The 21,000-nt window shown below is 47.9% G+C and carries 18 protein-coding genes; 9 read left to right on the top strand and 9 right to left on the bottom strand.

The features are described from left to right. The first annotated feature begins 226 nt into the window (after nucleotides 1-226). Nucleotides 227-1,900, top strand: a complete 1,674-nt coding sequence (locus tag H6F56_RS02970) for a M48 family metallopeptidase (RefSeq protein WP_190665368.1) — start codon at nucleotides 227-229, stop codon at nucleotides 1,898-1,900. Nucleotides 1,901-2,085: 185 nt separating this feature from the next. On the opposite strand, the gene pdhA is transcribed toward H6F56_RS02970, so the two are convergent. Beyond that, on the bottom strand, nucleotides 2,086-3,120 hold the full coding sequence (gene pdhA / locus H6F56_RS02965; RefSeq protein ID WP_190665367.1) for a pyruvate dehydrogenase (acetyl-transferring) E1 component subunit alpha: 1,035 nt from the start codon (nucleotides 3,118-3,120) through the stop codon (nucleotides 2,086-2,088). 448 nt (nucleotides 3,121-3,568) lie between these two features. Here pdhA and H6F56_RS02960 point away from each other — a divergent pair, with 448 nt between their 5' ends. The 4 genes from H6F56_RS02960 to H6F56_RS02945 all read left to right on the top strand — a co-directional run bounded on the left by H6F56_RS02960 (nucleotide 3,569) and on the right by H6F56_RS02945 (nucleotide 8,637). Then, complete coding sequence (locus tag H6F56_RS02960) at nucleotides 3,569-5,887, top strand: IMS domain-containing protein (protein WP_190665366.1); 2,319 nt, start codon at nucleotides 3,569-3,571, stop codon at nucleotides 5,885-5,887. Between the two features lie 371 nt (nucleotides 5,888-6,258). Then, the gene (locus tag H6F56_RS02955; RefSeq protein ID WP_190665365.1) at nucleotides 6,259-6,450 is read left to right on the top strand and encodes a hypothetical protein; all 192 of its coding nucleotides are present in this window, start codon (nucleotides 6,259-6,261) and stop codon (nucleotides 6,448-6,450) included. A 210-nt stretch (nucleotides 6,451-6,660) separates the two neighbouring features. Continuing rightward, entirely contained in the window at nucleotides 6,661-7,908 is a 1,248-nt protein-coding gene (locus H6F56_RS02950; RefSeq protein ID WP_190665364.1) for a DUF4912 domain-containing protein, read from the top strand. A 162-nt stretch (nucleotides 7,909-8,070) separates the two neighbouring features. Next, a complete protein-coding gene (locus tag H6F56_RS02945) occupies nucleotides 8,071-8,637 on the top strand; it encodes a hypothetical protein (protein WP_190665363.1) in 567 nt (188 codons plus the stop codon). Nucleotides 8,638-8,743: 106 nt separating this feature from the next. Here the strand turns inward: H6F56_RS02945 and H6F56_RS25690 are convergent, their stop codons facing one another. Then, on the bottom strand, nucleotides 8,744-13,225 hold the full coding sequence (locus tag H6F56_RS25690) for a PAS domain S-box protein (protein ID WP_199312552.1): 4,482 nt from the start codon (nucleotides 13,223-13,225) through the stop codon (nucleotides 8,744-8,746). A 107-nt stretch (nucleotides 13,226-13,332) separates the two neighbouring features. Between H6F56_RS25690 and H6F56_RS02915 the strand changes: the two genes are divergently transcribed. Together H6F56_RS02915 and H6F56_RS02910 are read left to right on the top strand one after the other, a co-directional pair. Then, entirely contained in the window at nucleotides 13,333-13,854 is a 522-nt protein-coding gene (locus tag H6F56_RS02915; protein ID WP_190665362.1) for an alpha/beta hydrolase family protein, read from the top strand. 50 nt (nucleotides 13,855-13,904) lie between these two features. Beyond that, nucleotides 13,905-14,129 (top strand): hypothetical protein, encoded by a 225-nt coding sequence (locus tag H6F56_RS02910; RefSeq protein ID WP_190665361.1) that lies wholly within the window; start codon nucleotides 13,905-13,907, stop codon nucleotides 14,127-14,129. A gap of 40 nt (nucleotides 14,130-14,169) precedes the next feature. Here the strand turns inward: H6F56_RS02910 and H6F56_RS02905 are convergent, their stop codons facing one another. Together H6F56_RS02905 and H6F56_RS02900 are read right to left on the bottom strand one after the other, a co-directional pair. Then, a complete protein-coding gene (locus H6F56_RS02905) occupies nucleotides 14,170-14,976 on the bottom strand; it encodes a PIN domain-containing protein (RefSeq protein ID WP_190665360.1) in 807 nt (268 codons plus the stop codon). Nucleotides 14,977-14,989: 13 nt separating this feature from the next. Beyond that, nucleotides 14,990-15,442 carry a helix-turn-helix domain-containing protein gene (locus H6F56_RS02900; protein ID WP_190665359.1) on the bottom strand — a complete coding sequence of 151 codons (453 nt, stop codon included), beginning with the start codon at nucleotides 15,440-15,442 and terminating at the stop codon, nucleotides 14,990-14,992. 210 nt (nucleotides 15,443-15,652) lie between these two features. Here H6F56_RS02900 and purB point away from each other — a divergent pair, with 210 nt between their 5' ends. Next, the gene (gene purB / locus H6F56_RS02895) at nucleotides 15,653-16,948 is read left to right on the top strand and encodes an adenylosuccinate lyase (protein ID WP_190665358.1); all 1,296 of its coding nucleotides are present in this window, start codon (nucleotides 15,653-15,655) and stop codon (nucleotides 16,946-16,948) included. A gap of 42 nt (nucleotides 16,949-16,990) precedes the next feature. Here purB and H6F56_RS02890 read toward each other — a convergent pair whose 3' ends face one another. Next, nucleotides 16,991-17,752: an SH3 domain-containing protein gene (locus H6F56_RS02890; RefSeq protein ID WP_190665357.1), complete on the bottom strand. Its 762-nt coding sequence runs from the start codon at nucleotides 17,750-17,752 to the stop codon at nucleotides 16,991-16,993. 165 nt (nucleotides 17,753-17,917) lie between these two features. Here H6F56_RS02890 and H6F56_RS02885 point away from each other — a divergent pair, with 165 nt between their 5' ends. Then, nucleotides 17,918-18,670 carry a M15 family metallopeptidase gene (locus H6F56_RS02885; RefSeq protein WP_190665356.1) on the top strand — a complete coding sequence of 251 codons (753 nt, stop codon included), beginning with the start codon at nucleotides 17,918-17,920 and terminating at the stop codon, nucleotides 18,668-18,670. Between the two features lie 133 nt (nucleotides 18,671-18,803). Here the strand turns inward: H6F56_RS02885 and H6F56_RS02880 are convergent, their stop codons facing one another. The 4 genes from H6F56_RS02880 to H6F56_RS02865 form a co-directional block, all read right to left on the bottom strand. Continuing rightward, entirely contained in the window at nucleotides 18,804-19,580 is a 777-nt protein-coding gene (locus tag H6F56_RS02880; protein WP_190665355.1) for an SH3 domain-containing protein, read from the bottom strand. 112 nt (nucleotides 19,581-19,692) lie between these two features. Next, nucleotides 19,693-20,466, bottom strand: a complete 774-nt coding sequence (locus H6F56_RS02875) for a M48 family metallopeptidase (RefSeq protein WP_190665354.1) — start codon at nucleotides 20,464-20,466, stop codon at nucleotides 19,693-19,695. 88 nt (nucleotides 20,467-20,554) lie between these two features. Continuing rightward, nucleotides 20,555-20,791 carry an AIM24 family protein gene (locus tag H6F56_RS02870; RefSeq protein ID WP_190665353.1) on the bottom strand — a complete coding sequence of 79 codons (237 nt, stop codon included), beginning with the start codon at nucleotides 20,789-20,791 and terminating at the stop codon, nucleotides 20,555-20,557. Between the two features lie 34 nt (nucleotides 20,792-20,825). After that, nucleotides 20,826-20,969 (bottom strand): hypothetical protein, encoded by a 144-nt coding sequence (locus H6F56_RS02865; protein ID WP_190665352.1) that lies wholly within the window; start codon nucleotides 20,967-20,969, stop codon nucleotides 20,826-20,828. Nucleotides 20,970-21,000: the final 31 nt, after the last annotated feature.

Genomic DNA, 21,000 nt, shown 5'->3' with positions numbered 1-21,000 from the left:
ATTATGAAGGTTTCACTTTAGGATTGTGCGGAACCACAGGGGATGCCGGCATGAAAATTTTTCTTGAAAAAAAGTGGGAGAAGTTGCCCCTTGCTGCCTATAACGCAATTCGGCTAATTTAGCGCGAATCATTATTCTCACGCGCTACCTGAATTCACAGTCGGCACAGACACACAACTTACAAAATTTGAGTAGATTAGTTAGAAACACAGATCGGGTAGCTGTTATGAAACCAGTCTGGAATTCCCTGCTGATTGCCCTTAGCCTTGTCTTGTTGCCACCGGCTGCTGTGGCAGAACCTTCAGTGCCGGAAAGTCAAGCTTATAGTGTCGCTGAACCGACAACGATAGACATTCCCAAGAAAATAGCTCAAATCCAGCCAACGCCCGAAGCAGCCGGCAACGAAGAAACTCAAGAAACACCCGAAGCAGCCGGCAACGAAGAAACTCAAGAAACGCCCGAAGCAGCCGGCAACTCAGAATCGGCAGACACAGCAGAATTAGACGAAAAAAGCAGCCGGTTGCAAATTCTTGCAGAAGCCGACAGACTTTACCTCGCCGGCGATATCCCAGCAGCAGTCAACTTATATCAGACAGCAAAACGTCCATTTCCTGAAGAAATACAGGAACTCGGCAGTGAAAAGCGCCCCGAAGCAATTACTGATCCAGATTTACTTTCACCCGCCGGCAGGGTTTATTGGCGCGAAGCCCAAATCGGCTTCCAGCAGAAGCTAGCAACCCGAATTTTAGTTCCCCTGAAGCTTTTAGTTGAGCAATCTCCCGAATTCATCCCTGGACATTTACTTTACGCTCAGGCACTCAAAGAGTATGGCAACGCCAAAGAATACCTCGAAGTTCTCGAACGCGCAAACACGCTGTACCCCGATCATCCAGATTTGCTTAAAGGCAGAATTGGTGCACTTGCAGATACCGGAAAATGGTTAGAAGCATCGGTTGCAGCGCGTCAGTTTGCCTTGCTCAACCCTGATCATCCGCAAGTAACTGAGTTTACCGAACTTGCAGAAACCAACTTGAAACGCTTTCGCTCAGATTTGCGAGAGAAATTAACCGGCAATGCCATCGCAAATGGGTTGTTGGGCGCGATCAGCTTCGCCGTCACCGGCAACCCGCTTAGCGCTTTTTCTGCTGTGCAGACAACTGCCTTACTAATCGAAGGCGAATCAGCTTTAGGAGAGAGAATTGCCGGCTCAGCAAAACGCGATTTAGAGTTAGTTGAAGACGAAGTTGTTGTCAGCTATATTAATGACCTAGGCCAAAAACTGGCTAATTTAAGCGGTCGTGATTTTAACTATGAATTTTATGTTGTAAAAGACAAGGAACTCAATGCTTTTGCTTTACCAGGCGGTAAGGTTTTTGTTAATGCCGGCGTCATTTTAAACACCAACTCTGAAGCAGAATTAGCCGGCTTGCTGACTCATGAATTAGCCCACGCTATCCTTTCTCACGGATTTCAACGTGTTACAGAGGGAACCTTACTCGCTAACATTACCCAGTTTATCCCCCTCGGTGGCCCCCTCACAGACCTGCTGATGCTCGACTACAGCCGCGATCAAGAGCGTCAGGCTGATATTCTTGGCACTAGACTCTTAGTTGCCGCCGGCTACGCGTCTGATGGCTTATACAATTTGATGGTGACCCTCAAAGAAGAAAAGGGAGACGACAGCGATTTCCTAAGTTTCTTATCCACCCACCCCGGTACAAAAGAGCGGATTAATTATCTAGCAACCCTTATTCAGCGCAATGGCTATAACCGATATGCTTACGAGGGAGTGACGCGACACGCTCAAGTAAAGGCGCGAGTTGAAAAACTCTTAAAAGGAAGAAATCCAGATGGAGAGAAAAAGGAAGAACCAACCGCGCGCACTGAAGCAAACAATTAATTAACCTTTTCATGCCGGTTGATGGCTGTTGGTTAAAGGCGGAAGAAGAGAGTTATAACCCGGCGATTTTGTAGATAAATTAACAGAAAAATAGAGGCAATTTCCGAATTGCCCCTATTTTTTTCAAAAAACTGTATGGGTGAGCCGGCAAAGCGATTTACTTCGGGTTACCTCTGCTGAATTACTTACTCATCCTCAGCAAAAATAAAGCGGTAAAGCTCACTCGGATCAGGTTCCGGACTTTCCTCTGCAAACTTCACCGAATGATCCACAACTCCTTGAATCTTCTTCTCAATTGCCTTGAGTTCGTCCTGGGTTGCCAGATTTTGCTCAGTTAGGTAAGCCGCTAACCGTTTAATCGGATCGCGGGGAAACCAAAATTCTTTTTCTTCCTTCGAGCGCAATTCATCCGGATCGGCTAGAGAGTGTCCCCGGAAGCGATAAGTCAGCGCCTCAATCAAAGTTGGACCCTCACCGGCACGGGCACGGGCTACCGCCTCTTTAGCCGTTGAATACACTGCCAGCACATCCATGCCGTCTACCTCAATCCCCGGCATCCCAAACGCAGCACCTTTCTTGTAAATCTCTGGTTCAGAAGTTGCCCGTTCGTGAGACATCCCAATTGCCCACTTATTATTTTCCACCACAAATAAAATCGGCAGTTTCCACAGTGCCGCCATATTTAAGCACTCGAAAAATTGACCGTTATTGCAGGCACCATCCCCAAAGAAGCAAGCCGTTACCTGATCAGCATTGGCATCACCCATCGCTTCACGCCGGTACTTGGTTTGCAACGCTACGCCAGTCGCTACAGGGATTCCCTCAGCCACAAAAGCGTAGCCACCCAGCAGCCGGTGTTCGGCAGAGAACATATGCATGGAACCGCCTCGTCCCTTGCTGCAACCTGTCGCCTTACCAAATAACTCTGCCATCACCTCTGCTGCCGGCACCCCAGCACTCAGGGCATGGACGTGATCACGATAGGTGCTGCTAACATAATCCTCATCGCGGCGCATTGCCTTGATGACGCCGCTAGAAACAGCCTCTTGGCCATTGTAGAGGTGGACAAACCCAAACATTTTGCCCCGGTAATACATTTCGGCGCATTTGTCTTCAAAAAAACGCCCTAGAATCATGTCTTCGTACAGCACCAAACCTTCTTCTTTGGTGATTTGTACTGAACTTGTATCAAATGCCGGTAAAGTCCGTTCCTGAATCATTGATTGTTTGTCCCCTGGCAACTATACTCAAAACTGGTTTTGTCAAAATAGCCTTAGTTCCAGCACTCAAGCTGAATCTGAACACACGGAATTGAGACAAATTTCCCTATCCATCCCTCTCCTTACCTGGTAACCGCTTAAAAATTCCCGCCTTCTGTGCGCTAGCCGCCGTTGCGGTGAGTTATGGGTCACGTCATGGGCCAACAATCAAACTCTGGCGATTTTTCAGAGGCAAGTTGTAGTTTAGACTACAGATAAGCGAATTGACCCTGCCAATCTACTAAATTGTCAAAACTTATATTATCTTGGAGGGAAAGGGATCTTGTACTTATCTGGAGAGTAAACCGCTGACACCATCTCCAAAAAATTATGGGAACTCAGCTATTTTAATGATTAACGCCTCGATAATATAGATCAATTTAGTGGCTCACTGCTGGGGAAGAGGACTGTGCGAATCCCACTCGACTATTACCGGATTCTCGGCTTACCAATTCAGGCAACCGCTGAACAGTTGCAACAGGCTCATCGTGATCGCTCCCTACAGCTACCGCGACGGGAGTATTCTGAAGTGGCGATCTTGGCTCGTAAGCAACTTATCGACGAAGCTTATGCCATACTCAGTGAGCCAGACCAGCGTCAAGCTTACGATGCGAGCTTTCTGGCCAAAACCTATGACTTAGATTCTAAAGGCTTGGGTGAACCACCGGCAGCAGGGTCTGACTCCCCACACAGCCACGCCGATCTTCATACCCCTAGCATTGAGATTGAAGATAAGCAATTTGTGGGTGCCTTGCTGATTCTGCAAGAACTTGGGGAATATGAACTGGTTCTCAAGCTCAGTCAACCCTCTCTCAGTAGTGGCCGTTTTGGCTTAAAAGTAGGCCGGTTTGGAGAACCCCAGCTTGTTGGGCCAGACATCATATTAACGGTATCACTGGCTTGCTTAGAACTCGGTCGGGAACAATGGCAGCAGGGTCAGTACGAAAATGCAGCCGTCTCCCTCGAAACCGGCCAAGAACTGCTGTTAAAAGACGGTTTATTTCCGAACGTACGGGGGGAAATGCAAGCAGACCTCTACAAGCTGCGTCCCTACCGGATTATGGAATTGCTAGAGCTGAGCGACGAATATGTTGTTGAACGGCGCAGAGGCTTGCATCTGTTGCGAGATATGCTGCAAGAGCGAGGCGGGATAGACGGCAACGGCACCGATGAGTCCGGCTTGAGTGTCGATGACTTCTTGCGTTTTGTTCAACAATTGCGCTCTTATTTAACCGTCGCAGAACAGCAAAGTTTATTTGAAGTAGAGGCAAGGCGGCCTTCCGCTGTGGCGACTTACCTAGCAGTATACGCCCTGATCGCACGGGGATTTGCCCAAAGGCAGCCGATTTTGATTCGTCAGGCGAAACTGATGCTGATGCGGTTAGGCAAGCGTCAGGATGTACACTTGGAACAAGCGATTTGTGCGCTGCTGCTGGGGCAAACTGAAGAAGCGTCTCAAGCTTTAGAACTCAGCCAAGAGTACGAGACCCTGGATTTTATTCGCAAACAGTCTGAGAATGCTCCAGACTTGTTGCCCGGTCTTTGTTTATATGGAGAGCGCTGGTTGCAAGAAGAAGTGTTTCCCCACTTCCGAGACTTGGCGAATCAACAAGCATTGCTGAAAGATTATTTTGCCGATGAGCGGGTTCAAGCTTATTTGGAATCCCTGCCGGCTGAGGAAGAAGAAGCTAGCAATGAATGGTTTCCTGTGACAACTCAGCTAAGCCCCACGCCTAAGAAGGTGGAGGCCAAACCGCTGACGCAATGGGAGCCGGTGGCGGCCATTGCCTCGCGGGCTAATATGGCAACTTTGTCTTCAGCCTCAACCGGCCCGACAACGGTGCCGAGTGCCCTTAGCGGCAGTGCTGAGCCTCCCTTGGTTGAAGCTCAACACACGCCTTCTCCAGCCTTAAATGGCTCTGGGGCCAACTTAGGCGAACCCCTGCACAGCGAATCGGCTGCAACACTTCCCCTCACTGAGTCCAACTCGGAACGTCGGCAGGGACGGCTTCGGCCTGATGAAAGAGCACGGGTGCCAGTGGCTACTGTCCCTCGACCGGCAGCAGAAACTGAAGAACGGCGAGGCAACCGCTCTCTAAGAGGTTGGCAGCGTACCTCTGGAAAGCTACTGCGCTCTGTTAAAGTAGAGCGGCTGATTGGACTGGCATTGGTCACACTGATCGCTCTGCTCGTCCTTGGGTTTCTCAGCGCCAGAACCTTGGGCTGGATCGCTGATCAATTGAGTCGTTTGTCTGGTCCTGCATTGGAAAAAGACCAACCCTTCTTGGAGCTACGTCAGCCTCCAGTGGCAATTCCTGACCCCGATACTAACCCACTCGCTACCACTGGCCCACTTTCCGATTCCCTTGCCGAGCAAGTGATTCAAAAATGGTTCACCACGAAAGCAGAGGCTTTAGGGCCAGAACATAAAGTTGAGCAGTTAGAGCAAATTTTGACAGGGCCGGCTTTAGCGAAATGGCAGCGATGGGCAAAAGAAGCCAAGGAAATGAACGCCTACAACGAGTACCAACAAAGTCTCAATGTTCAATCGGTGCAAATGGATAAGAACGATCCCAATCTAGCCAAAGTTGATGCTGAAGTCAGTGAAGCCGCTAAGTCGTTTGAGGGCGGTAAGCTGACAGACTCACGCGATGACAAGTTTGGGGTTCGGTATAATTTGGTTCGCAGAGATGGCCAGTGGCTTATCCAAGATTGGGTTGTGAAATAGCTAAAGACTAGGGATTAGAACAAACAGAAGCGTGAAGAGGGTGCAGAGCAATCTGCCGGCTTTTCACGCTTCTGTGTTTTGTTAGGCATTCTCCGTGCTGCTGAAGCTTTGTAGACACACTTTGTCAGGAAAACTTGACATTAAGCCAGAGTGCTGGCCTTTGGAAAATTCAATTGTCATGGTTTCATGACAAAATGATCCCCATTTTTCCTGTAAATCCGTAAATGTGCTTATAAACAGTCGCGTAGCCCCTTGACCAGACTTGGGCTTTTCTGCAACATATAAGTTAACAAAGCGATCCCCGCGATCCCAAAGAAATGCTATTTTTTAGCATTGATCACGGAAATAGGTTTGGAACTACAGACAGTGGCATGGCTGTAGCCTCTGCCAAACTCAACTCGCAAAGCGAGGACGCGAAGGATAAAGAAAATAGCCCAAAGAGTTTGGCAAAGCAATGCCGGCCCGTCGCCTTGAAGTTGACGGACTCAATCACACTTAACTCAAAGGGCCATCAACCAAAGTCTGTCGCGCTCAGAACCACCGGCTGCCAAAAGCCAAGGTAAAAGTGGATTCACCAGACTAATTCACCTTCAGAGGCACACGGATGAGTTACAGCCCATCTGTCCAAACCCTACACGAGGGATCGCCAAGCCATCACCAGACAAGGCTTAGAAGGTTTCAGCGCTCACCTGTGGGGAATAATGTTGTCCTACTAAATGAGTTCGTAAATCAGGAGCGACCTACCTGCCGTCTAACCTATTGGAGACCTATTCATGGCAAAAGAACGCCCACCCTTAGAAGAGATGACCTTGCGGCAACTTCGCAAAGTTGCTAGCGAATTTGGTATCTCTCGCTACAGCCGTATGCGGAAATCGCAACTGCTGGCTTCAATTCAAGAAATTCAACGCACCAAAATTTCTAATAGCCCATCTCGCACACTGGAGCCGCAAGAAGAAGTGGAAGCAGCAAAATTTGAACTCGGTCAAGAAGATCGCTTGGGTGGAGAACTGTCATCTGTAGATGAAGGACTGGCGGATCTGCCGGCCGGCTATGGAGACAGCCGCATCGTCCTCATGCCCCGCGATCCACAATGGGCTTACACTTACTGGGATATTCCCAATGACCACAAAGAAGACCTGCGCCGGCAAGGGGGTCAGCAACTAGCGCTGCGGATCTACGACGTCACCGACGTTAATATTGAATACCAAAGCCCCCACAGCATTCAAGAATATCCCTCAGATGAGCTGGCCCGCGAGTGGTACTTGCCCATCCCAGTCAGCGATCGCGACTATGTCGTTGATATCGGCTATCGCTGCGCCGATGGTCGGTGGTTGGTTCTGGCTCGTTCCGCGCAGGTACACGTTCCGCCGGTTTATCCCTCCGACTGGATCGAAGATGAATTTATCTCCGTCGCTTGGGAAGAAGACTTGCGCGGTAAGACCTTCGTGGAACTGGTTCCTCCCAGCAAGCGCGTGGAACCTGTCTACGAAAATCCGATTTACGACGAAATCTTCGGTATGGCTCAACCCGCCGAAGCCGCAAGAGTTGCCGGCTCAATTTTTGGTTCCATGCAGCACGTTGCCGGCTCTGTGCAGCAAATCCCGCTCTCAGCCATTAGTTCTTACGTTTTCCCTTCTGGCGTTGGAATGTGGGCCGTTCCGACCGCATCTGGTCTAACCATGTCCGGTGTCGGCATGACAATGTCCGGTGCCGGCTTCTCCGCTTCCGCCCCACCCAATCGCCCTCGCCAATTCTGGCTGATTGCCGATGCTGAGCTGATTGTTTACGGCGCAACCGAACCCGATGCCACTGTTACCATCGGCGGACGTCCAATTAAGCTCAATCCCGATGGCACCTTCCGCTTCCAAATGTCCTTCCAAGATGGCCTGATCGACTACCCGATTATGGCAGTCGCCTCAGATGGCGAGCAAACCCGCTCGATCCACATGAAGTTCAACCGCGAAACCCCCAGCCGCAATACCAATACCAAGGACGAAGCCGTTCTGGAATGGCTCGGTTAATTTTAGAGGCTTGATTTTAGGTTGAATTTCAAATTTAATCATTGCTTCTCCCCCGGCATCCGTCGGGGGTTTATTTTTTGAGGGTTAAACTTTCAGCCAATCAGCTGATGTGCATACAGCTAGCGCCCCTCTAGAATCTAAAATCTATAATCTATAATCGATATGACTCCTGAAGAAATTACCAATATCCTGGAGCAACAGTTCCCTCAAGCCGTTGAGATGCCAACATCGACGTCGTGGCAGGTTGACACCGACAAGTTCCGTCTTTTGGTTCTTCTGTCCGATGACCACTCTTGGCTACGAGTTTTAGTACCGATCCTGCCGTTTCAAGAAGCCGAACCGTTTCTCCAGCAGTTACTAGAAGCTAACTTTGACACCACCCAAGAAACTCGCTATGCCCTCCATGAAAACGTTTTGTGGGGCGTGTTCCAGCACAGCCGGCAAAGCCTGTCTCCCGCCGACTTTTCCGCTGCGGTTCAGCGTCTGGTGTTGTTGCGCGAGCGGGGAGTCACCGACAGCTTTAACGAGTTGAGAGAAAGCGGAATTCGTCAGATTGTTTTAGCTGCAAAGCTTCAGGGACAATCTCTGCAAGCAACACTTCAGACGTTAGATCGGTTTTACGAAGAAGGACTGATGGGGGACATGGAACAAAGCGCCGAGTCGCGAGACGCCGTGCTAGCCGCTTGGCGGTATCAACTTGAACGGCTGTGGCCAGAAGTGGAAACCTAGGAGATTTCTCAGTTGCCGGCATATCTGGGGGTTGTGAACTTGTGGGGATTTAGCAATCGGCTGCTAGACATTTAACTGAGCTGTAGCACTTCAGATGAGTGTTCGATTAAGCATCTCGAGTTCTACCGGCCAGATTAGCCACAACGGCCACCAACTCAGCCGGCTCAACCGGCTTGGTGACGTGCATCTGAAAGCCGGCCCACAAAGCCCGTTGCCGGTCTTCCACCCGCGCATAGGCTGTGAGTGCAGCTGCGGGAATGCGCCCCCCTTGCGAAGCTTCTAACCCCCGCACCTGGCGAATCAACGTGTAACCATCCTCACCAGGCATCTCGATATCACTCACCAACACATCGGGCTTCAGCTGTTGGAGGGTTAACAGCCCCTCAGCCGCAGATTTTACCGCCGTCACTTTTGCCCCGTATTCTTCTAAAATCGTTTTGATCAACTCACGCGCATCTGTGGCATCATCCACCACCAAAACCTGCAAGCCGGCAAGCACCAGGGATGAGTCCAAAGACGTTTCCCCGCCAGTGGTGGGGTGCAACCGCTGTGAGGGAAGGAACTTTTTGTGAATAATCATCAACGGCAGTTTCACCGTAAACGTCGAACCCTGTTCTTCACCCGGACTGGTGACAGATACCGTGCCTCCGTGTAGTTCCACCAAATGACGCACAATTGCCAGCCCTAAACCTAGCCCCCCATGCACCCTCGAACTAGAGGCATCCGCTTGACGGAAGCGCTCAAAGACGAATGGCAGAAACTCTGCCTTGATGCCCATGCCGGTGTCGCTGATTGTAATTTCAATGTGAGAATTAATGCGTTCTAGGAATATCTGAACCACCCCATCCTTAGGAGTGAACTTGATTGCATTAGAAAGCAAATTCCACAGTACCTGCTGCAAGCGCTCCGGATCACCGGCAATCGGCCCTGCGGACGGATCGAGCACCGGCTGTAGTCGAATTGACTTAGCCTCAGCCGCTGGACGCACCGCATCAAGCGCAGCCTCAACCACCGTATGCAGTGAGACTTGACGAACATTCAGGCGTAGCTTGCCGGTAATAATTCGGGAAACATCCAGCAGATCCTCAATCAGTTGCGATTGAGACTTCGCGTTACGCTCAATCGTCTCCAGCGCTCGCTCTGTAGTAGTTTGGTCAAATGTCCGCGTCCGCAACAACTTCGCCCACCCCAAGATAGAAGTCAGCGGCGTCCGTAGTTCGTGAGACAGCGTTGCCAGGAACTCATCCTTAACCCGGTTCGCTAGTTCAGCTTGAGTGCGATGCTCGACTGCACTGGAGTAGAGCTTTGCGTTTTCCACGGCTAAGGCAGCGCGGTAGGCGAGATCCTCAGCAAAGGCAAGGTCAGCGGAAGTATAGCGCCGGCCTGACTCAGCCGAGACAAAAGAGATTGTGCCTAGCGTCTGCTCACGAGCCACTATTGGCACGATCATCACTGAGGATAAGCCCACTTGCCGCAGGATTTCCAGGTGTTCTGGGCTGCGAGCGAATGCCACTATCAAGGAGTCTGGAATCTCTGAGTATAATTCTGACTTGCCGGTGCGGAGAACGTGAGCCACACCACGTTCTTCGCTGGGATCAACCGGATACCGATAGCGTAATTCGTTTGCCCACTGTACCTTGGCTGGATTGGCATGGGCAACTGCCAGCGGCTCAATCGAACCGTTCTCCTTCAGGACATGGACACTACACCAGTCTGCCATGTGGGGCACTGCCAGCTGTGCCACGCTGGTAAGGGTTGTGGAGTAGTCGAGGGAAGAAGCCAGTACAGTGCTTGCGCCGGCCAGAAAGCTTTGCGCTTCTTCCACCCGTTTGCGCGGGGTGATGTCAAATCGGATCGCTAAATACTGGAACGGCTGACCTCGATCATTCAGAAACGGGACAATCGTAGTATCGACCCAGTAATACGTCCCATCTTTCGCTTTATTTTTAACTTCTCCTTGCCAAACGTTGCCGCTAGAGATCGTTGACCAAAGCTGCTGAAAAAATTCTTTGGGATGATAACCCGAATTCACCAGACGATGGGTTTTCCCGATTAATTCTTCTTGGGAATACTGGGAAATTTCACAAAATTTATCGTTAACATAATTGATTACACCTTTGGAGTCAGTTACCACCACAATTGCCGCTTGATCTAAGGCAAATTTGATGTCAGATAAATCTTTGATTAAAGTTTGCAATTCCTCTTCATTATGCTTGCGTTCCGTGATATCAGAAAAGGCGGCGACGCACCCTCGGCTATTGCCCTCTTCGTCAAACAGCGGAGCCGCAGACACTAGCAGCTTCATGAGTCCCCCATTTTCATGAAAGACTTCAATTTCTTCATCGAGAACTTCGACGCCGTTAGCAGCACAATACTGCATCGGCAATTCCTCTGGAGCCTGTTCTCTTCCAGATTTGTAGACTCTCAGTTTCCTAGATTCCTGTTCGACAAGGGCGCTGAGAGAGGCAGTCTCGTGGGAAATTCTTAACCATTTTGCCAAATAGGGATTGACTTTGAGTTGCTGACATTGAGCATCTTCGGCCATTCCTATTCCAATTGGAATGACTCTTAGTAAGGTTTCTAACTCGGTAACGCGTCGCTGCAGCTCTTTGTTCAGGTTTATAATTTTTTCTTCAGTTTTCTGGCGATCGCTAATATCGCTGACTAAAGCAACTAATCCTTTGACTTCTCCTCGCTCTCCCAAATGAGGAACGTAACTTACTCGCACATAACGCTGGTTCCCATTCTTATAGGAAATCGCTCTTTCATAATTCACTGTTTGGCCTGATAATGCTAATTCGAGGTAAGGGCGAACTTCTTCATAAGCTGCCTCACCTAAAACGTCCCTAACTGGCTTTCCCGTAATTTCTGAAAGTTCGTTCCCGAACCAGGCTTCATAAGTTTTATTGTTGAATAGATAGTGCTCGTGTGAATCAATGTAGGCAATGAGCGTTGGTACAGAGTCGGCAATTAAGCGGATTTGTTCTTCACTTTCTCTTAGGGCATTTTCAGCTTGCTTGCGCTCAGTAATGTCCACGCAGGAGCCGATATAACCGAGGAAACTGCCGTCTGGTGTGAGGCGTGGAATGCCGGTATCTAAAAGCCAGCGGTATTCTCCATCAAAACGCTTGAGCCGGTACTCCATTTGGAAATCTTGGCGGGCGTCAAATGCTGTCATGTAAGTATCGAGACAGCGTTGTAAATCGTCAGGATGGACACCCTCAGCCCAGCCGTTGCCGGCTTCTTCTTCCCTTGTCCTGCCGGTGAAGTCTAGCCAGACTTTATTGAAGTAATAACAAAGCTTATCAAGCCCCGACATCCAAATCAAAACCGGCGCGGTATCTGCCATGATTTGAAATCGGTTTTCACTTTCTTGCAGCGCTTCTACTAATCGCTTACGCTCTGTGATGTCGCGTTGAGTTCCCCAAGCTCTTATTACAAAGCCATTTTCTACTGTTGCCACAAGATTGTTCAAGAAGTGTTTCGGGTTTCCCTTGCTGTCAACTTCATGGGATTCAGCATCAATAAGCCGATAGCCCGAACCAATAAAAGCACGCAAATACTCGATATTATGGTCGTCTGAACGAGGGATGAAGTCGTTGAGTCTTAAGCCGATAATGTCTTGGGCTACAGAAAACCCATACATCTTTGCCATGATATCGTTGCACTCTGCAAGATATCCGTATTGGTAAAAGAGTTGTATTTGCTCATCTTCCGAAGACTCAATTGAAATCGGCTGTTCGACTTCAAAACACCAAATTCCTTCTGAACTTTGCTCAACAAAAGCGCGGTGACGCTTCTCTGATTCTTGCAGTTCCTTCTGTGCTTGCTGGTGTTCTGTGACATCGACAAGCATGGCGAGTCTGCCTGTAAAATTTCCGCGTTCATCCAAAATTGGGTTAGCAGAAACGAATGCCCAAAGATCGGAACCATCTTTGCGGCGGTAACGAAAGTGAAATCGCTCTTTAATGCCTTGCTGCCGGCGATCAATCTGCTGCTGAGCTTCCAGGCGAGCGGAAGTATCCATAAAGTCGAAAAGGGAGCGCCCCAGCATTTCTTCAACGCCGTAACCAAACATCTCTGCCATGCGCTGGTTGACGTATTCTGTGCGCCATTCTGCATTAACTACCCAGATAGCTTCGTTAGCTGTTTCGACAATCCGACGGTGCTGTTCTTCGCTTGCTTTTAGTTTGGCGAGATTTTCCTCAGCTCGCTGTTTGGCGGTTCGCAGTTCGGCGCTAAGCGAGCAGATCAGTAGTGCCACTAGCCAGAAGATGCCTAGCCGCAGCATGACTTCCCAACTAATGGTGAGGGAATAGTTGGGCGAGATAAAAAAGTAGGCGATGACTAAAGTCGATAAGAGGGTAGCCAGCAATCCTGCCTCAAAGCCGCCATACCAGACGCTAAATGCCACGGCAGCAAGAAACAAAATGACTATGTTGGGCTTGATTAGTGGCAATATCAGCTGGGTTAAGAGCGTAACGCTAGCAACACTCAAGCCGGCGACTGTGTAGTGCCGAATCTGGGGACGAGTTCCTCTCAACATATTGCCTTTGGTATTCCTCTCAGCGGTTTGCGGCTGTGGCATTTCTCAACCGCTATTGCTTGCCTTGACCTGATTATCGCCTATAAAACCACCGGCTGGTTCCCCCTGGCATTGCGCTGAGCAATGGCCCTTTCCTTGCCAATGTGTTGGTGCACGGATCTGGCCCTAATGACCGGGATAAAAGTGTTGGCCCTAATAAACCGTTCCGCGATCTGGCTTGGGGGTTGGCTTCTAGAGGTATTGCGGTGCTGCGCTATGAAAAACGAACAAAAGTTTATTCAAATCAATTTATCGGCAGATTTACAGTTAGCGAAGAAACCACCGATGATGCGTTAGCGGCGGTTTCTTCGCTGCGCCAAATTGAGCAAATTGACGCACAAAAAATTTATATTTTAGGCCACAGCTTGGGGAGAATGTTGATTCCTAAAATTGGTGAAGCTGATGCTAATATTGCGGGGTTCATTGTGATGGCCGGTTTAACTCGATTTTTAGAAGATACGGTTCTTGACCAAGTCAATTATATTGCGGCTTTGGATAGCGTAGTGTCTCCAGAGAAACAAGCGCAAATTGACACTCTAACCCCACAAGTTTCCAGAGTGAAAGATCCGCAACTATCTAGCGAGGTGCCGGCTACTGAATTACTCTTTGGTATTCCGGCCTCATACTGGTAGATCTACGAGGTTATCATCCGCATACGGTTGCTCAACAATTAACACACCGAATGTTAATTTTGCAAAAAGAGCGAGATTATCAAGTTACGATGGAAGATTTTCAAGGTTGGCAGCAAGCCTTATCTTCGCGGCAAAATGTAACCTTTAAAAGTTACCCACAGCTCAACCATCTTTTCATAGAAGGAATGGGTAAGAGTGTGCCGGCTGAATATCAAAATGCCGGTTATGTAGCGGAGCCAGTTATTAATGATATTGCAGAATGGATTAAAAAGTAATCTATAAACTTGATAGATATATGCCCGTTGTTTTCAACCTTTAGTCTAAAATTAAAGCAAACTTTTGGAAAGCTTGGAAGGCTTTGACATCTGCCGGTGAAAGTTCTCCCATAATTTCACTATCTTGAACTCGCAAGATTTCCCCTCGACTATCTTTAGCAATAACTGTAAGAGTTTGTCCTTGCTGCCAGAGGCGATACTTCTCTCCCTCAAGAAATTGGCCTCCCTCTGGTGCCGACCTTCCGCACTTATTTAATGCTTTTTTGACCGTTTTTACAACCTCCTCACTGTATTGATAAAACAATAGATGACTAGCAAATGTTGAGATCACGTTATTTTTAACATAAAAATCAAGTAATTCCAGCACATCCTTTTTGGTTTTTTTATACTTATTAACTTGTCGCTGTATTACTTGAGCTACCTCGTCTGGGTACTCATCAAATAAGTCACTCAGGAAGTCATCTGGCGACTGCACTTTTATGTTCCAAGGAGCCAAAGCTTTTGGTGGGAAGTCCTTGAGATTATCGGTAACAATCACATCCGCCTTAGCAGCTACAGCCGCAGCCAGAACGTGACGGTCTTTCGGGTGATTGGCCATCACGTCTGCTAGACCTACGGGTACTTCAACCATTGCTCCAGGAAAGGCTTTTTTTATTATCTCCTCAAGCTTCATAGCTTTCTCAGCCGACATTTTCCCCGTACTAACAATATTGCCCACTGCCTCATCCAGAATTTTGTGCGACCAATATGGCAAATACAGACCAGCCTCGGCGGTGGAAAGTAAGGTGTCGCGCAGATACATAGGAAAGAGAACGCAAGCATCTAAAACAGCACCAACGTTATCCATTTAATCGGTTAAATTACTCGCCGTAGTCGTATAAGTCTGCGTCCTCAGTCATCTCGATGAGCTTATCCAGAAGTTGACTGCGCTTTTTGTCTCGCTGTTTTTTGTAAGCCATTAAATCTTCAAAACGAATGCGTCGGTGCTTTCCTACTTTAGTATGAGGAATTTCTCCTTCCTCCAATAACTTGACCAAATAGGGCCGTGATACATTCAAAACATTAGCGGCTTCCTGCGTGCTGACTTCGTGATTTTGGGGAATCAAGTGTATAGCTTGACCTGATGCCATCATGTGAACAATATCGCATAGCAGATGGTAAACCGGCTCAGGAATTAGAACTTCTTCTCCGTTGCTTCCCACTAATTTTGCTTGTGAAGCTTCTTTACTGAGTAGCTGCTCTAATTGCCGAATTGGTTCGGCATCTTGTTGTTTCACTACAACTGACTCAAGTTGCGCTCTTTGTTTGAACATTTTAGTTCTATATCCATTTCTTTCTACAAAATGGATCTTGATGTTAGCTACTAACTACAAATGTAACACTCTTTTTGCATTAAACGAAATATCCGAAACAAACGAAATATTCAAAAGAAGCGGGGTTGCCGGCATTGCAATCTGCCCAATCGCTTAAAGCGCGGATGCCGAGCGGTTGTACAATAGGACAGTTGTAGTTTGTGGCCGACTGTGATCGAGCGGTATACTCTGCCCGAAATGGGCGAACTGTGGACAGATACTTATAAGCTGAAGACCTGGCTCCAAGTAGAAATCGCAGTCTGTGAAGCTCAGGCTGAATTGGGTTATATCCCATCTGAGGCGGTTGAAGAAATTAAGGCAAAGGCGAATTTTGACCCGAAGCGGGTGCTAGAAATTGAGGCTGAAGTTCGCCACGACATGATCGCGTTCTTGACAAATGTCAACGAGTATGTAGGGGAAGCCGGTCGCTACATTCACTTGGGGCTGACGAGTTCGGATGTGCTGGATACAGCTTTAGCACTGCAACTGGTGGCGAGTTTGGATGTGCTGATGGAACGCCTGGAAGATTTAATTCAGGCAATTCGTTACCAGGCTCAGCAACACCGGCATACCGTCATGATCGGTCGTTCTCACGGCATTCACGCCGAACCGATGACCTTTGGGTTTAAACTCGCCGGCTGGTTAGCGGAAGTATTGCGCCACCGGGAACGCCTGTGCAATCTTCGTCAAGAGATCGCCACCGGCAAGATTTCCGGCGCGGTAGGCACCTACGCCAATATTGACCCGCGTGTGGAAGCGCTCGCTTGTCAGAAACTCGGACTCGAACCCGATACCGCCTCAACTCAGGTGATATCACGTGATCGGCACGCGAATTACGCGCAACATCTGGCACTCCTCGCTGCTTCCATCGAGCGGTTTGCTGTGGAGATCCGCAACTTGCAGCGCACAGATGTTCTAGAAGTTGAAGAATTTTTCTCGAAAGGGCAAAAAGGTTCTTCCGCAATGCCCCACAAGCGTAACCCGATTCGCTCGGAACGGTTAACCGGCATGGCGAGAATTGTGCGGGGTCATGCTGTTGCTGCCTTGGAAAATGTTGCCCTCTGGCACGAGCGAGACATCTCGCACAGTTCCGTTGAGCGGATGATTTTCCCGGATAGTTGCACTTTAACCCATTTCATGCTGGCGGAAATCACCGATTTGATGAAACACCTGCTCGTCTACCCCCAAAACATGCAACGGAACATGAATCTTTACGGGGGCGTAGTTTTCAGCCAGCGAGTAATGCTGACCTTGGTGGAAAAGGGGTTAAGTCGCGAAGAAGCTTATGCGATTGTACAGTCGTGTGCTCATCAAGCTTGGAATCAACCTGATGGGAATTTCCACGATTTAATCGCCAAAGATGCGCGAGTAACGGCACAATTGTCGCCTGAAGCAATTGAAGCTTGTTTCGATCCGCAGCACCAATTGCGGCACCTTGACCAAGTTTACCAACGGCTGGGTATTTAAGTTTGATGGGTGGACGCAATACTCGCCCACCCATCAAACTCTCTACTTTAACTCCGCTGAAAACTGATAGTCATATCCTTTGAAGTACGACTCTAATACGAGGCTATACTGGCCAGTAGCCGGCAATTTGCCTGTCCAAGGAGGGCTATTCGTAATATTAGGATCTCCACCGAGGTATTTACCATCGGGTCCATAAATTGCGGGAAAAGAACCTTTAAGGCTGGTGACGGTGAGGGTTTGACCCTGATTGGCTTTGAGGGTGTATTTATGGGTGCCGGTGCCGATAAAGCGTCCTGAAATCGTGGCTGAATTGCGATTAGGTGGAAAGGAAATCGGCTGGTTTTTTTCCTTACATTCAGTTTCCGCGACACTTTTAGAAATCCAACCTGTGATCGGTTCAGTAATTTGAAGCCAGCCGTTTTTCTCACTTTTAACAGACACGACTCTGCCGTTCTCAACTTTCCCCACAATGTTGTTTGGTTTGACTTCCGGACTAGATCGGATATTAGTGGGTGGTTTAGGATCGTTAATTTTCGCGTTGGAGATTTCGCACTTTGGATTTGAGGCTTGGGGTTGACCGGCTGCCGGTGGTACATTGGCAGGAGCAGCTTTTACAGGTGTTGTTTGAGCCGGCTGGGTAGGTGCCTGCGCGGGTGCCTGCGCCGGTGTCTCAGACGGTAAAGGTAATGGTGAGTCGGTTGGCGGTGTGCAGGCAGTAGCCAGCAAGCCGGCTAAACACGCCAAGCCGGCATTCTTCAGCCAGGAAGCTTGAAATGAAATTTTCTGCCGTCTATTGTCTTTCATAGCAACATCATCCTATTTTTTATCATTAGCGGTAGAGGTAAAGCGTGGGTCGATTTTATCTCCGATTTGCACTCACTTACATCTTTTTCCAAATATATTAATTTTGTCAGCCTGATCTCCAGAGAATTGAGTGGAATAGTTCAGTTGTCGCCAAAATTTAAGTTTATGAAGATAAGCCGTCCGAGAAATTTTTTGACTGTCATGCTGCTGGTATTTCTAGCAGTGATATGGCAAAATTTTACATTCTCTCAACAACCCGCCATTGCTATGTCATCCTCATTCCCTGAACCTAACTCTATTCCGGCTCAAAGCTTGGCTGCCTATCAAGTGCCAAATTGGGCGCGGTTGGTGGATCTTCAGTCTGTGAATCGCAATATTAAGCTGGATATTCGCTATGCTACAACTAATAATTTCTTAAAGCGAAAACTTTATCCGGAAGCGAGATGTATTTTGAGAGCCGGTGTTGCCCAAAAACTATCGCGAGTTCAAGAAGATTTGCAAGCAAGAGGATTGGGGTTGAAAGTCTTTGATTGCTATCGCCCTTTAGCTGTTACAAAACAAATGTGGGAAGTGTTGCCAGATGCACGTTATGTTGCCCATCCTGCTAGAGGTTCCCGTCATAATCGGGGTGCGGCGGTTGATGTAACCTTAGTGGATCGCAATGGGAAAGAATTGGAAATGCCGACTGCTTTTGATGATTTTACAGAACGAGCCGGCAGAAATTATCAAGGTACAGATGTTAGTGCCCAAGCGCAAAAAAACAGCCAATTGCTTGAGGAAGTGATGCGAAAACATGGGTTTGCTCCCATATCTAGCGAATGGTGGCATTTCGATGCAACAGATTGGCAAAATTTTGCGATTCTCGATGTTGGTTTCGGCGCAATTTCTAAACCAAAATATAACTATCCTTTACGGTAGGATGCGTAGAGCGAGAGCGAAACCCATCAGAAATTATAGTAGGATGGGTAGAGCGAAAGCGAAACCCGTCACTTCCAGGCGATTGAAAATTGCTGGCGCAACGCTAACGCAGCGATACAAACGAATCAACTGATTACTTCACTTCCACTAAAAATTCATAGACAAATCCCTTAAAATTTGAGTCCATTTCTAGGGAATAGTCACCAGCAAGCGGAAGTTCTCCCGTCCACTCAGTTCGGTTGCCATCTGTGTAAGGATTGCCGGCTAAAAGTTGCCCTTTGGGATCAATAATTGTGGGGAAAACTCCGACAGAATTTAATTTCTTAACGGTCATTATTTGACCCGCCCCCACTTTAAGCTTGTAAGAGTGACTGCCGCCGCCAATAATCTCACCTTTCACAATTGCGGAATCGCCTTTTGGTGGAAAACTAATTTGCTGAGTGACAAGAGGACAGGTGCTTTTTGTCCGGTTTTTAGAAATCCAGCCTTCGGGTTCACTAATCTTAAGCCAGCCGTTTTTTTCTTCAGTAACACCAACAAATGCACCATTCTTAAGCTGACCAATTATGTTTCCGTCAGTTATCTGGGGGCTGGATCGGACATTTAAGGGCGGGTTAGGATCTGCAACAACTGCTGTGCTGATTTTGCATCCGTCTTTGGGTGGTGTGACGGCGATTGGATCGGGTTTTGCAGTATTAACTGAGTTGGGTATTTGTGAAGGTGTATCTGTTGGTTTAGGAGAGGGAGAAATGCTAGGTTGAAGCGGTTGTGATTGGGTAGGATTTGAGATTATATTATTTGAGGTATTTATCTCGGGTTCTGCTGTTTTTAATTGAACGGCTGCATAGGCAACTCCAACTGCGGTAGCGATTCCAGTTAGGCCAACGACAATCCATTGTGAGTTTTTCATTTTTACCTCGTGTTGATAGGAATTCAAGTTTAAAATTAGCTGAACTTAGGATATTTAAATTAAACCAAAATAAACCTAGACAATAAAGTTACTTTTGCGAAAGACAAAAATTTTAAGGATCGAGACTTTCTAAGTTAGTTAAGGCTGCCGGCAGGGGATTAGTTTTGTCCATTCGATATAGGCGTTCTTTAATCAGTCGGTTTAATCTATCCACACGATTTCGGGGAGAGGGATGGGAGGCTAAAAAAGCAAAATCCATTCCAGACTGACGATTAAGTCGCGCAAAAAAGTCTGTTGCGCTGGCTACGTGTTGATAAGTTGCTTGCAATAACATCAAACCAAAATCATCGGCTTGGCGTTCCTGCGCTTGAGAATATTGGGCACTAGATACTGATTCAACTGCTGATGCTATAATTCCTGACAATCTGCCGATATCTCCAAAAATAGCCGCAAGAGTGAATTTGAGCAGCAACGCTTGCCCGATGCCCCGTAAATGATCGCGGTTGGCAAAATGGCCCAGTTCATGTCTTAAAATCATCATTAGTTCATTTTCAGACTTGACTTGGGAAAGTAAGCCGACATAAACCACGATGATATCGCCCGGTAGCGCTAATCCATTGACGGTATTTTGCGGGACATAGAAAACTCTGTAATTGCGTTTTGTGTGCTTTGCCACCGGCAGTTGGGTTTCCAGCCGATCTAGCAGTTGATTGAGGCTATCTTGTGCCGACGATGGTTGGGCGAGTTGTTCATAAGCCGGTGTGATAACGGCAGTGAGTTGTTGTTCAATTTGCGGCGGAATTAACCAAACTAAGTTACTCACCAATAGCCAAATTATGTAAATAATAACGGTGATAAATCCGACAAAAATAGCTAGAATAGTCAATAGTTTTCGGTTGCTTGGTGGTGGATTTTTAGAACTAAATTATTCATTCATTCTTAATAGCTTACCCAAAGAAGAAACTATGAGTGTGTTAAAACCAACTGAAAGGTTGCTGAGTATCATTTGTAAAAGTATTAACGAACCAAGATTCCCCGCCAAATACTGCTTTCAAGAAGCCGGAGAAGAAACCTCCAGACAATTGAGTTTTCATCGTAATGCGAGCATCCATACTCGTCATCGTGCCGGCTTCAGCGGTAATGCTATCGCCGGGATTCAGAGTAATAAAAATCGCGGCAAATGATGGTTTGTAGCGAATTTCATGTTTCACTGACCAAACTCCTGCAACAAGATTCTATAAATATCTACAAGTTTGGCAGGAGTTTTACGGTCGTCAAGTTTTCTTCAAAAAAAGCAATACGTCCCTGTCTGACAATTCCGGCAACGATTACCCAGCGTTGCAATCCACCTGTATATTGACAAACTAGCCCCTGCGGACTTGTCAGCATCTTTCATGCTAAAACTTACCCTGGCACTGGT

The organism is Microcoleus sp. FACHB-672 (assembly GCF_014695725.1).
GTDB lineage: Bacteria > Cyanobacteriota > Cyanobacteriia > Cyanobacteriales > Oscillatoriaceae > FACHB-68.
Note: the sequence above shows the minus strand (reverse complement) of the source record. Positions and strands in the feature narration are given on the sequence as shown.

Bases quoted from the DNA above. Each gene is read 5' to 3' on its own strand.
- H6F56_RS02885 (WP_190665356.1), top strand. From the start codon at position 17,918: ATGAAGATAAGCCGTCCGAGAAATTTTTTGACTGTCATGCTGCTGGTA.
- H6F56_RS02905 (WP_190665360.1), bottom strand. From the start codon at position 14,976: ATGGATAACGTTGGTGCTGTTTTAGATGCTTGCGTTCTCTTTCCTATG.
- H6F56_RS02910 (WP_190665361.1), top strand. From the start codon at position 13,905: ATGTTAATTTTGCAAAAAGAGCGAGATTATCAAGTTACGATGGAAGAT.
- H6F56_RS02950 (WP_190665364.1), top strand. From the start codon at position 6,661: ATGGCAAAAGAACGCCCACCCTTAGAAGAGATGACCTTGCGGCAACTT.
- H6F56_RS02880 (WP_190665355.1), bottom strand. From the start codon at position 19,580: ATGAAAAACTCACAATGGATTGTCGTTGGCCTAACTGGAATCGCTACC.
- H6F56_RS02970 (WP_190665368.1), top strand. From the start codon at position 227: ATGAAACCAGTCTGGAATTCCCTGCTGATTGCCCTTAGCCTTGTCTTG.
- H6F56_RS02900 (WP_190665359.1), bottom strand. From the start codon at position 15,442: ATGTTCAAACAAAGAGCGCAACTTGAGTCAGTTGTAGTGAAACAACAA.
- H6F56_RS25690 (WP_199312552.1), bottom strand. From the start codon at position 13,225: ATGCCACAGCCGCAAACCGCTGAGAGGAATACCAAAGGCAATATGTTG.
- H6F56_RS02955 (WP_190665365.1), top strand. From the start codon at position 6,259: ATGGCTGTAGCCTCTGCCAAACTCAACTCGCAAAGCGAGGACGCGAAG.
- H6F56_RS02945 (WP_190665363.1), top strand. From the start codon at position 8,071: ATGACTCCTGAAGAAATTACCAATATCCTGGAGCAACAGTTCCCTCAA.
- H6F56_RS02865 (WP_190665352.1), bottom strand. From the start codon at position 20,969: ATGCTGACAAGTCCGCAGGGGCTAGTTTGTCAATATACAGGTGGATTG.
- pdhA (WP_190665367.1), bottom strand. From the start codon at position 3,120: ATGATTCAGGAACGGACTTTACCGGCATTTGATACAAGTTCAGTACAA.
- H6F56_RS02890 (WP_190665357.1), bottom strand. From the start codon at position 17,752: ATGAAAGACAATAGACGGCAGAAAATTTCATTTCAAGCTTCCTGGCTG.